This window comes from Paracoccus sp. MKU1 (assembly GCF_001447385.1).
Lineage (GTDB): Bacteria > Pseudomonadota > Alphaproteobacteria > Rhodobacterales > Rhodobacteraceae > Paracoccus.
In genome coordinates, this window is the sequence record NZ_LLWQ01000022.1 from 1 (window position 1) to 9,967 (window position 9,967).

Below are 9,967 nucleotides of genomic sequence, written 5' to 3' on the forward strand. Positions count from 1 at the left end.
TCCGCCGGTAGCCCGGAGGAACCGAGAACGTCATCATCTTTGCGACCGTGTCGCGCGATATGTTGAATGTCGTCGCCGCCTGACGCTGGCTCATACCAGCAGCACAGGCCTGACGAACCTTGAGATAGAGTTCCACGCTGTAGATCCTCCCATCCTCCCTGCAGCCGCAGAAAGGGAAAAGGTGGACGACTTTTACGCCGCCCGCAGCAGCACCATGCCGCCGCTAACGTGGACTAATTTCGCACCGCCATTCTCACAATGCGCAAAATGAACGTCTCAAGCGGGGAGGCTTGGATCGGCTACAGCTTGAAAATCACCCAGCATCGTCTGCGCCAACGGCTTGAGGCGGAATTGGCCGGGACCGGCGTCTCTGCGGCGCAGAATGCCGTGCTGCTTGCCATCGACGAAAACCCACAGATCTCAAATGCCTCCCTGGCGCGCGCTGCTTTTGTGACGCCCCAGTCCATGCAGGGCATGCTGGTCACGCTGGAGCGGGACGGGTTTATTACCCGCACACCGCATCCCGGACATGGGCGGATCATCATGACGGAACTGACCGACAAGGGGAAAGCAGCGGCACGGGCCGGCATTATCGCGGCCGAAACCGTCGAGCGGCGGATGCTCTCCGGCCTGACGGGCGACGAGACCAGGCTGCTGGATAGCCTTCTGCGACGCTGCGCTGATGCGCTCGAAGGGGAATAGGCGATGGCGTTTTGGATGGGCGTCGCATCGGCGCAGCATGCCCGTAGGGGGCGAGATGGAGGCTTTGCGCAACTTGGTCACGGCAAGCATGTTGCGGTGAAGTGTCTCAGGAAGGGCGACTGGATCGTCTACTACTCCCCGCGCGAGGGCATGGGAGAGGGCGAGACAGTTCAGGCCTTCACAATCATCGGCTGCGTAACCTCGGACGCGCCATACCGCGTCGAGCAGGCGATGAACTTCAATCCGTATCGCGTCGACGTGGACTATCTGAAGGACGCGGAGCCCGCGCCGATCATGCCGCTCCTGGACGAGCTTCGACTGACCCGGGATCTCGGCACCAACTGGGGCATGGTGATGCGTGGACCAAGGCGCCGGCTTCAGGAGGAAGACATGCGACTGATCGCGGAGGCGATGCGGGTTCTCCCGGAATTTGAGAGTTTGCGGAACTGACATCTCGTCGGCATTCGCAGGGAGCAATCAGCCCGAACGACGAGGTCGATCCACGCTGACTGCGTAAACTACACTGATTTCTGAGTTTCTGCACAGCCTGTCCCGCAACGCCCCACGAGAGTGAGAGTGCGGACGGGTTTTCCGTGACGGGTTCAAGGCCGGAAGAGAGGCTTCCGGCGCCCGTCGTGGAGCAGTCCGATGGCCAGATATGATCGCCGTGCACGCAATGGCGCCGACCGTACGAACCTATACGACGACATCACCAACAAGATCATCGCCGAACTGGAGCAAGGCCGCCTGCCGTGGGTGCAGCCCTGGGGCGCATTGCCGAACACCGCACCGCTCGGACTGCCGAAAAACGCCAGCACGGGCCGAACCTATTCGGGCATCAACATTCTAATTCTCTGGGGTGCCGTCATTCAGCACGGCTTTCCTAGCCAGATCTGGCTGACCTTTCGCCAGGCGCTGTCGCTCGGCGGCAACGTCATGAAGGGCGAGCGCGGCACCATTGTCGTCTATGCCGACCGTTTCACGCCGGAGGACGAGAAGCGCCGCGCCCGCGAAACCGGCGACGACGCACAGTCTATCCCGTTCCTGAAGAGGTTTACCGTCTTCAACGCGGCGCAATGCGAGGGTCTGCCTGACGACATCGCCACCATTGCGCCGCCACCTCCGCCCGGCCTGATCGAGCCGAGGGTCGAGGCGCTGATACGCGCCACCGGCATCGACTTCCGCATCGGCGGCGATCGCGCCTTCTACGCGCCATCGCAGGATTTCGTGATGGTCCCGCCGCCACAGGCGTATTTTGAGCCGATCAACTGGCACCGGACGGCTTTGCACGAAATCGGCCACGCCAGCGGCCATCGCACCCGTCTCAACCGGGATCTCAGCGGCTCCTTCGGCTCGAAGAAATATGCCTTCGAGGAGATGGTCGCCGAGCAGATTTCGGCCTTCAGTTGCGCGGCCCTCGGCATCGTGCCGACCGTGCGCCATGCCGATTATATCGGCTCCTGGCTGGAGGTCATGCGCGAGGATTCCCGCGCTATTGTCCGCGCCGCCTCGCAGGCCAGCAAGGGCGCCGACTGGATATTGTCCTTTCTTCCCGAAGCAGATGGCGGCATCGCGGTCGATCACGACCGGGAGGCGGCATGATAAACACGCGCGCCTTTCCCGGCTTCGACCCGATCCCGCGCAGGCGGGCGACAGCGACAAAGAGCATGGGCGCGTAGGCCGGCTTAAGGCTGTTCCTCGCGCTACGGGGCCAGACCGGACCGGTTGTTTCCAAGTGAACATGGGCAACCGAGTTCCCTGACCCGAATGGCAATGCGACAGTCACGCGGCCGATACGAGCGATCCGCCAATGAACCCGGCATCGATCGCTCCCCACGCAAAGAGAAATGTGATCCTCGACCTAAAGCGGCGAATACTCCGTAAGCCCGTCACGGCGTTGTGGGATCGGCTGTCGCCGCCCGCGCAAGATTGAAAAGATGTGTTCCCGCAAACTTTCCGCCATGCCATGAAACGAGCCAGACTAGAAAGGCGATCGAACATGGCGGCACTCGACCATCATCTGCAAACAGCGCGCACGATCGAAAAACACGCGCTCGATTGTGGGCGTAAACCATCCGGCGGGGCCTACGACCTCTCCATACTGCTGACCGATCTTCTTGTTTATGCCCATAAGCAGGGGATCGACTTCGGTGAGGCGCTCGAACGCGGCCAGGTGCTCGCCTGGGTCTCGATCCCGCGCCCCATCAGGCCTCCGGCCGGAGACCATATGGCACGGCAGAAATGGCCGAAGACCGACGGTGGTCGCACGCTCGACCAATATGCACAGGACCGGCTGAGATCGGGCCAGAGAGTCCCCTTCGATGCGCACGAGCCCGAGGGCGAGGACGACATCGTGCTGCCCGAACCCGGCGATTGGGCCATGCGCGCGGCGCGCGGGATCATCGCGGATTTCGACCACCGGGGCGCGGCGATGAACGACGCCTTTCACCCCGAGCGCGTTCCCGAAGAAGTCCGCATCGAAATCATCGATGTCATGGCCGCGATCATGCGTGAGGCGCTGCGGCAGGAACGAGAAGGCTCATCCGAGCCGTGATCCATCCCGGCTTCGCCCTCGGATTTCTGCCCCCGGCCCGAAGGAGAAAGGGAGAGGGGTGACGGGGTTTTCGTGACGGGTTTGAGGTCGAGAGAGAGGCTCTCGGCGCTCGTCACGGAGACTACCACGATGGCTACCGCCGTTCAAAAAATCAACCTGTCGCCCTCGCGTGACATCCCCTTCAACAAGCTGATCCTCAGCCAGTCGAACGTCCGGCGCATCAAGGCCGGCGTGTCGATCGAGGAGCTGTCGCAGGACATCGCCCGGCGCGGTCTGCTTCAGGGTCTCAATGTGCGCCCCGTCGTCAATGCCGATGGCGCTGAGACCGGCATGTTCGAAATTCCCGCCGGTGGCCGTCGCTACCGTGCGCTGGAACTGCTGGTGAAGGCCAAGCGCCTGACCAGGACCGCGCCGGTCCCGTGCATAGTGCGCGAAGCAGGTTCCACTATTCTCGCCGAAGACGACAGCCTGGCCGAGAATATCCAGCGCGCGCCGCTCCATCCCCTCGACCAGTATCGCGCCTTCCAGGACATGCGCACCAAGGGCATGTCGGAGGAGGAGATCGCCGCGGCCTTTTTCGTCTCGGCTCATGTCGTGAAGCAGCGCTTGCGCCTCGCTGCCGTCGCGCCCTCGCTGCTCGACCTCTATGCCGAAGACGGCCTGACGCTCGAACAACTCATGGCCTTCACCGTCAATCCCGATCATGCCCGGCAGGAACAGGTCTGGGAGGCGATCAAGGATAGCTGGTCGAAGGAGCCGCATCAGATCCGCCGCATGCTGACCGAGACTACGGTGCGGGCGAGCGACAAGCGCGCGCAGTTCGTCGGCTTCGAGGCCTATGAGGCGGCCGGTGGCATCGTGCTCAACGATCTGTTCCAGTCCGACGATGGCGGCTGGTTGCAGGATGTCGCGCTGCTCGACCAACTCACCGATGACAAGCTGAAGTCGGAAGCCGAGGTTATCGCGGCCGAAGGCTGGAAATGGGTCGACGCGCGTGTCGAGGTTCCCTATGGCTATGGTCACGGTCTTCGCCGGTTGATCGGCGCCACCACGCCCTTGACCGAGGAGGAACAGGCCAGTTTCGACGCGCTCACCGCGGAATATGAGGCGCTGGAAGCCGAATATGCCGAGGCCGAGCAATATCCCGACGAAGTGGATGAGCGGGTCGGCGAAATCGAAACCGCGCTGGCCGCCTTCGAGGATCGGCCTGTGATCTACGATCCGGCCGAGATCGCCCAGGCCGGCGTGTTCCTCAGCATCGACCGCGAAGGCCGCCTATCGGTCGATCGCGGCTATGTCCGTCCCGAAGACGAAAAGCCCGTGACCGTCGATAGCGAGGAGGATTCCGAAGGCGTCGATCCCGATGGCGTGTCGTCTTCGGCTCCGGCGGTGCAGCGTGCGGTCATCACCGTGGGCGGGCAGCCGGCCGAACCGGACGAGGAGGATGACGTCATCAAGCCCTTGCCGGAACGACTGGTCGCGGAACTGACCGCGCACCGGACGCTGGCGCTGCACGATGCGCTGGCGAACAATCCCCATGTCGCCATGACGGCCTTGCTGCATCGGCTCGTGATGGAGCGTTACCACTATTCCGCACCGGGCGGCTGCCTGGAAGTCGGCGTGCGTCATCACTTCTTCTCGTCGCAGGGCACGGACCTGAAGGACAGCCCTTCGGCCAAGTCCATCGAAGCGCGCTATGAGGACTGGAAGGCGGACCTGCCGACCGATGACGACGCTTTGTGGGACTGGATCGCGGCGCTTGATGATGCCAGCCGGATGGCGCTGCTTGCCCATTGCATCGCCTATGGTGTCAATGCACTCTACGAGAGGCCCAATCCCTTCAGCGGCAACGGCATCTCGCAGCATGGGTTGGAACGGCGGCTCGCGCAGGCTGACCGTCTGGCACGCGCGACCGGCCTCGATATGGTCGAGACTGCAGGATGGCGGCCAACGGTCGAGAACTATCTCGGTCGCGTCACCAAGACTCGCATTCTTGAGGCTGTGCGCGAAGGGGCTGGCGAACGCGCCGCTTCACTGATCGAGCACCTGAAGAAAGGCGACATGGCCAAGGAGGCCGAACGTCTTCTGGCCGATACCGGCTGGTTGCCCGAGCCGCTGCGCCTGTTCGACCCGGAACAGGCCCCGGTCGAAGCCGAGGCGCAGGACGATACTGAGGCGTTGCCGGACTTTCTCGCCGGTGACGCCGAGGATGAAGTCCATGCCGACAATGACGCGGCCCACATGATTGCCGCCGAATGATCCTCAACGATGGGGCGGCTCCGGTCGCCCCCTTTTTCCACACCACGACTTATCCGGCCTGGCATTCGCCGGGCCTTTCTCGTTTCTGGAGATAGTTCCCATGTCCGCACATATCATTCACGACACCGCGCCCCTCGGCGCTCTGATCCGCTACACCGATCACGCCCCCAAGCCTCCGGCGCGCTTCACCAAGAAGCTCGCCGCCTGGGAACGGCGAAACGGTGTCGGGCGGCTGGTGAAGAAGGAGCCGGCGCGCGAGCGCCCGACCTATTCCTCTCCTGCTTCGATCACCCTGCATGAGGGCAATTTCGCCAGCGCAGGCGTGATCCTCGTCACCGTCTTGCGCACCCACTCGGTCGATAGCGATCTTTCCTTCGAGATCGTCGAGCGGCCTGCCATCGGCATGGTGCGGGTGCTTCAGGACTTCGGCGGCAACAGCGAATTGCTGCACCTCGCCGAAAGCCGGGAGGCTGCCGAACTGTGGCTGGCCAAGAACCGCCACAGCGCGGCGCGTCTTGAAGACGTGACTGCCGATGAGGTCGGCGCCGATGTCGTCGAAGGTCGCGCCGCCGCCTGATCCACGGCGGGCACCTGCAATCGCGATCATATCCCCCGGCCCGGTCTTCCGCAGGAGGCCGGGCCTTTCATTGTTTTCAGGAGGCATCCATGCCCATCACCATCGACGAAATCTTAGCCCAGGATCGGGAAAACCGCCCGAACGAACGCACGTTGCCCTGGGAGGAAACTCGCGGCGGCGTCACCGTCGTCGTGGAGCCGAAGCCGCATTGGGCCGAGGACATGCGCGCCTTCCGGCTCGGTTCCCGCGAATACTGCCGCTATGCCAACTGGATGGCATATGGCGCCCGGACCCGCTTTTACGGCCATATCGACACCTCCGGCGACGATGTAATGATGAAGGCTCGCGCCTTGATCGCCCGTGAAATCGCCGATGGGTTCTGGGACTGACCGGCCCTGAAAGCTGCGCCTGGGCACCGGGGCCGCCGGGTATCGCTGCTCAGGCAGCGATGGAACGAGATCCAGCTTCACCATTGCGTCACCCTTTCGTCGTCACGATGCAGCGGGTTCCATCCCCGGCCTGAAACACATCCGGCACATCGGCGCGGCAACAAGGCCGGCGCGGCGGGGCATCTGCGACGGGTTTCCGGCCCCTGTCGGAGGCAAAACACCACCCCCGCTTCCATTCGCGAACCTTGGTCCGACCGTCTCTTCGTCAATCAACCCGCAAGGGGTCGGCTTACGCGAGCGTGCCGCCCTCTGGGATTCGGGAAGAGCCCGAACGCCCGAGGGTGATTGCAGATCCGGTCAGACACTTCGGGCGCCTGTCGCGCGGGGGATGGTCCCCCGCCTCCCAAGACAGGAGCCGGAACCCATGTCCTACGCAGATGCCACCGCCTTCGCCGCCAGCCTCGCTTCCACGCTGATGGTCGAGATCGTCGTGTTTCAGGCCGGAGACGGAACCCACGGCGCTTGCCCCGCCGCCGAGTTCGACGGCGACGAGGAGATGGTGGAGCTGGAACTCGATCCATGGAGCTGAGGCGCGAAAGCGCCTCACTCCGACGGCCCGGTGCCCAGGCGCAGCCGGGCCTTCTTCCCGTCAATCGCCGCCGATTGCCGCTTGCGTGCCGGTCCGCATTGCGATCTCGGCTCGCATCGGAAAGAACCGGCGGCGATCACGCCGATTTCGCTCCTTCAAGATGAAAGCCATTCGCCATGCTCAGCCATATCGTCGTGTCCGTCATGCTCTGCACGGTATCCTGCGAATCGGCGGAAATCCGGGTCTGGGACGGCGACTCGATCCGGTTGGGTGCGGGACACCAATCCGAAGCCGTTCGGATCTTCAACATCGACGCCCCCGAGATCGAGGGCCGCTGCACCTATGAATCCGACCTTGCCCGGCAGGCGAAGATCAGGCTGGCAGAAATTCTGCAAGGCCGGCAGGTGGAAATTCTGCGCCAAGGCACCGACCGCTATGGGCGGACCTTGGCGGCGATCCGCGTCGAAGGTCACGACATCGGCGATATTCTCGTCAGTGAAGGGCTGGCGAGAACCTGGGCCGGACGGCGTGAACCTTGGTGCTGACCTTCGGAACATCCTGGCGCAGGCAGGAACGGTCCTTCATTGCGATGGGAGAGTGAGAGTGCGGGCCGGTTGGCCGTGACGGGTTGCAGGCGGGAGAGAGGCTTCCGCCGCCTGTCGCGGAGTTCGTCCCATGAGCCTTCCCCGCCATGCTACCTTCACCCCGATCGGCGAGATCGTCGCGCAGCAGGTATTGCCGCGGCTGCGTCACGCCCAGAAGCTGCCGCTGCGCATCTCCTGCATCGGTATCGCCAGCTACGATGAAAGCGGTGACGTCGGCAGCTTCGACCGCACGCTCGTCATCGGCCAATGCCCGTCCCCCGAAGAAGCCATGACGGTCGCCATCCGCCGCGTCGCGTGCGGCGACATCCTCAGCGACGCGGGCGATGCGCTGCGCTTCCGCCCGCGCGTCATGGTCATTCAGGACAGCGACCTGGGCCTTGTCCTCGCCGGAGAGGTCCGGGCCGGTATCGTTCTCTGGCAGCAACCCGTCGCTTCCGACGCCGAGGCCCGCCGTGTCGTCATCGAAGCCAGCCGTCTGCGCGGCATGGCCTTCGTGGCATCCGGGCGCGGCGACGCGGCATCTGCCCGCAATCTCCGCTACCGCGCCAGTCTCCTCGAGGCCCGACTGGTCGATCCCTTCTGGCGCGAGACGGCTGACGAACTTCTGAGGCTGCCCGAAGCCGCCTGATCCCTCCCTGCTTCCCCCTCATCCTCGCCCGGCCTCGCGTCGGGCTTTGTCGTTTCAGGAGCCTGTCATGGCCAACTACTATACCCATTTCTCCTGCCTGCTCGATGTCGGCACCCCCGAAAACGCGGCCCGCGCGCTCGAACTCTACAACGCGCTGTCCGAGGAAAACGCCGCGGAAGACCCTCCGTCCGAGGGCTTCCTGCTCTCGATCCAGCCTGAACATGGCGGCACGCAGCTCTGGATGCGCGATGACGAAACCGGCGATCCCGAGCATGTCATCCAGTTCGTCAAGCGCTGCGCGGCCGCGTTCGGGCTGACCGGACTCTGGGGCTTCCAGTATGCGACCACCTGTTCGCAGGCGCGAGTGAACGCCTTCGGCGGCGGCGCGCACGCCCTTGATCTCGCCACCGGCGAGACCGTGGACTGGATCTATAGCGGCAGTTGGCTGGAGATCGTCCTGGACGGAGGTGATCCCTATGCCTGAGATCATCGAAACCACGGTCTATCGGCTCGATGAGCTTTCCGACACGGCGAAGACCAAGGCCCGCGCTTGGTATCGCGATGGCGGGTTCGACTACGACTCGTATGATGCGGTCTATGAGGATTTCCAGCGGATCGCGGAAATCCTCGGCATCCGCTTCAAGACCCGCACCGTGCGCCTGTATGGCGGCGGATCGCGGCAGCAGCCGTGCATCTTCTTCTCAGGCTTCTGGTCGCAAGGCGATGGGGCCTGCTTCGAGGGCTACTATTCCTACCGGAAGCACTCCCCCTCCGAAATCCGGTCCTATGCACCGCTGGATACGACCCTGCACGGCATCGCCGATGCCCTTCAGGCAGTCCAGCAGCGCAACTTCTACCAACTTCGAGCCGAGGCAACGCATCGCGGCCACTACTACCACGAATATTGCATGTCGATCTCCGTCACCCGCGACAGTCCGACATATCAGGACATGACCGCCGATGCCGAGGAGATCGTCATAGAGGCGCTGCGTGATCTCGCCCGCTGGCTCTACCTCCAGTTGGAGCGCGAATACGACTACCTGACCTCGGATGAGGTGATCGACGAGGCCATCGTCGCCAATGAATATACCTTCACCGGAGCCGGACGCCGCTCTGGCTGATCCTGACAAGCGCCCCGCCTGACGGCAGGGCGCTTGTGTCACGCCCGCTCCCGCCACCGATTGAGAGGGAGAGAGCGGCCGGAAGGGATGTAAGCCGGTGCGGTCGAGCGAGAGCGCTGCGCGTCTCGATCCTGTCCTGCTCTCCCGAGGAATCCCCGATGAACATGATTTCCGCATCCGCGGCGGCATCCGCCACGGCGCCGCTTCCGCTCGACCACGACGCCCAGACCGCAGCCTGCGTCTTCACTGCTGCCAGGCTTCCCCCGCCGCACCCCGAACGCGGCCAGCGTGTCGATGCCGCAACCCTGCGCGGCGCCATGGACGCCGCCTTCGGTGCGTCCGATGCCACCGGCGCATGGAACTGGAAGACCGCCTATGATGCCTGCGAGGCGGCGACCGTTCTCTTCCTGCGCAAATACGGCAATGCGCTTTTCCGCAAAGCCGGCACTCCTGCGACGATCTTGCCGCAGCYCGGCAAGATTGCCGGGCTTCTGCCGACGCATACGCGCCGGTCGGAGGAAGCCCAGACCTTCCAGCAGTTCA

General features: G+C 63.8%; 14 protein-coding genes. 13 read left to right on the forward strand and 1 reads right to left on the reverse strand.

Annotation, left to right across the window (positions count from 1 at the left end; genetic code table 11):
- Positions 1 to 136, reverse strand: a 136-nt coding sequence (locus AQY21_RS28350; RefSeq protein WP_152988060.1) for a helix-turn-helix domain-containing protein, incomplete at its 3' end; no start/stop codon positions are given.
- Between the two features lie 131 nt (positions 137 to 267).
- On the opposite strand from AQY21_RS28350, the gene AQY21_RS01915 reads away from it, so the two are divergent.
- The 13 genes from AQY21_RS01915 to AQY21_RS01970 form a co-directional block, all read left to right on the forward strand.
- Positions 268 to 702: a MarR family winged helix-turn-helix transcriptional regulator gene (locus tag AQY21_RS01915; protein ID WP_203416333.1), complete on the forward strand. Its 435-nt coding sequence runs from the start codon at positions 268 to 270 to the stop codon at positions 700 to 702.
- A gap of 3 nt (positions 703 to 705) precedes the next feature.
- Positions 706 to 1,152 (forward strand): EVE domain-containing protein, encoded by a 447-nt coding sequence (locus tag AQY21_RS01920; protein ID WP_058096183.1) that lies wholly within the window; start codon positions 706 to 708, stop codon positions 1,150 to 1,152.
- Between the two features lie 198 nt (positions 1,153 to 1,350).
- A complete protein-coding gene (locus AQY21_RS01925; RefSeq protein WP_058096184.1) occupies positions 1,351 to 2,304 on the forward strand; it encodes an ArdC family protein in 954 nt (317 codons plus the stop codon).
- A gap of 397 nt (positions 2,305 to 2,701) precedes the next feature.
- Positions 2,702 to 3,256 (forward strand): hypothetical protein, encoded by a 555-nt coding sequence (locus AQY21_RS01930; protein ID WP_058096185.1) that lies wholly within the window; start codon positions 2,702 to 2,704, stop codon positions 3,254 to 3,256.
- Positions 3,257 to 3,385: 129 nt separating this feature from the next.
- A complete protein-coding gene (locus tag AQY21_RS01935; protein WP_058096186.1) occupies positions 3,386 to 5,515 on the forward strand; it encodes a ParB/RepB/Spo0J family partition protein in 2,130 nt (709 codons plus the stop codon).
- A 100-nt stretch (positions 5,516 to 5,615) separates the two neighbouring features.
- The gene (locus tag AQY21_RS01940; RefSeq protein WP_058096187.1) at positions 5,616 to 6,092 is read left to right on the forward strand and encodes a hypothetical protein; all 477 of its coding nucleotides are present in this window, start codon (positions 5,616 to 5,618) and stop codon (positions 6,090 to 6,092) included.
- An 89-nt stretch (positions 6,093 to 6,181) separates the two neighbouring features.
- Positions 6,182 to 6,481: a hypothetical protein gene (locus AQY21_RS01945; RefSeq protein WP_058096188.1), complete on the forward strand. Its 300-nt coding sequence runs from the start codon at positions 6,182 to 6,184 to the stop codon at positions 6,479 to 6,481.
- Positions 6,482 to 6,905: 424 nt separating this feature from the next.
- Positions 6,906 to 7,070, forward strand: a complete 165-nt coding sequence (locus AQY21_RS29260) for a hypothetical protein (protein WP_162936430.1) — start codon at positions 6,906 to 6,908, stop codon at positions 7,068 to 7,070.
- Positions 7,071 to 7,246: 176 nt separating this feature from the next.
- Positions 7,247 to 7,615 carry a thermonuclease family protein gene (locus tag AQY21_RS01950; protein ID WP_058096189.1) on the forward strand — a complete coding sequence of 123 codons (369 nt, stop codon included), beginning with the start codon at positions 7,247 to 7,249 and terminating at the stop codon, positions 7,613 to 7,615.
- Positions 7,616 to 7,745: 130 nt separating this feature from the next.
- A complete protein-coding gene (locus AQY21_RS01955) occupies positions 7,746 to 8,303 on the forward strand; it encodes a hypothetical protein (RefSeq protein WP_058096190.1) in 558 nt (185 codons plus the stop codon).
- Positions 8,304 to 8,370: 67 nt separating this feature from the next.
- A complete protein-coding gene (locus AQY21_RS01960) occupies positions 8,371 to 8,787 on the forward strand; it encodes a hypothetical protein (protein WP_058096191.1) in 417 nt (138 codons plus the stop codon).
- Positions 8,780 to 9,424: a hypothetical protein gene (locus AQY21_RS01965; RefSeq protein ID WP_058096192.1), complete on the forward strand. Its 645-nt coding sequence runs from the start codon at positions 8,780 to 8,782 to the stop codon at positions 9,422 to 9,424. The genes AQY21_RS01960 and AQY21_RS01965 overlap by 8 nt, the downstream gene beginning before the upstream one ends.
- Positions 9,425 to 9,582: 158 nt before the next feature.
- Positions 9,583 to 9,967, forward strand: a 385-nt coding sequence (locus AQY21_RS01970; RefSeq protein WP_152988061.1) for a hypothetical protein, incomplete at its 3' end; no start/stop codon positions are given.

Excerpts from the sequence above, each read along its gene's own strand:
- AQY21_RS29260 (WP_162936430.1), top strand. The coding sequence starts at position 6,906 with ATGTCCTACGCAGATGCCACCGCCTTCGCCGCCAGCCTCGCTTCCACG.
- AQY21_RS01950 (WP_058096189.1), top strand. The coding sequence starts at position 7,247 with ATGCTCAGCCATATCGTCGTGTCCGTCATGCTCTGCACGGTATCCTGC.
- AQY21_RS01925 (WP_058096184.1), top strand. The coding sequence starts at position 1,351 with ATGGCCAGATATGATCGCCGTGCACGCAATGGCGCCGACCGTACGAAC.
- AQY21_RS01935 (WP_058096186.1), top strand. The coding sequence starts at position 3,386 with ATGGCTACCGCCGTTCAAAAAATCAACCTGTCGCCCTCGCGTGACATC.
- AQY21_RS01965 (WP_058096192.1), top strand. The coding sequence starts at position 8,780 with ATGCCTGAGATCATCGAAACCACGGTCTATCGGCTCGATGAGCTTTCC.
- AQY21_RS01920 (WP_058096183.1), top strand. The coding sequence starts at position 706 with ATGGCGTTTTGGATGGGCGTCGCATCGGCGCAGCATGCCCGTAGGGGG.
- AQY21_RS01930 (WP_058096185.1), top strand. The coding sequence starts at position 2,702 with ATGGCGGCACTCGACCATCATCTGCAAACAGCGCGCACGATCGAAAAA.
- AQY21_RS01940 (WP_058096187.1), top strand. The coding sequence starts at position 5,616 with ATGTCCGCACATATCATTCACGACACCGCGCCCCTCGGCGCTCTGATC.
- AQY21_RS01915 (WP_203416333.1), top strand. The coding sequence starts at position 268 with ATGAACGTCTCAAGCGGGGAGGCTTGGATCGGCTACAGCTTGAAAATC.
- AQY21_RS01960 (WP_058096191.1), top strand. The coding sequence starts at position 8,371 with ATGGCCAACTACTATACCCATTTCTCCTGCCTGCTCGATGTCGGCACC.
- AQY21_RS01945 (WP_058096188.1), top strand. The coding sequence starts at position 6,182 with ATGCCCATCACCATCGACGAAATCTTAGCCCAGGATCGGGAAAACCGC.
- AQY21_RS01955 (WP_058096190.1), top strand. The coding sequence starts at position 7,746 with ATGAGCCTTCCCCGCCATGCTACCTTCACCCCGATCGGCGAGATCGTC.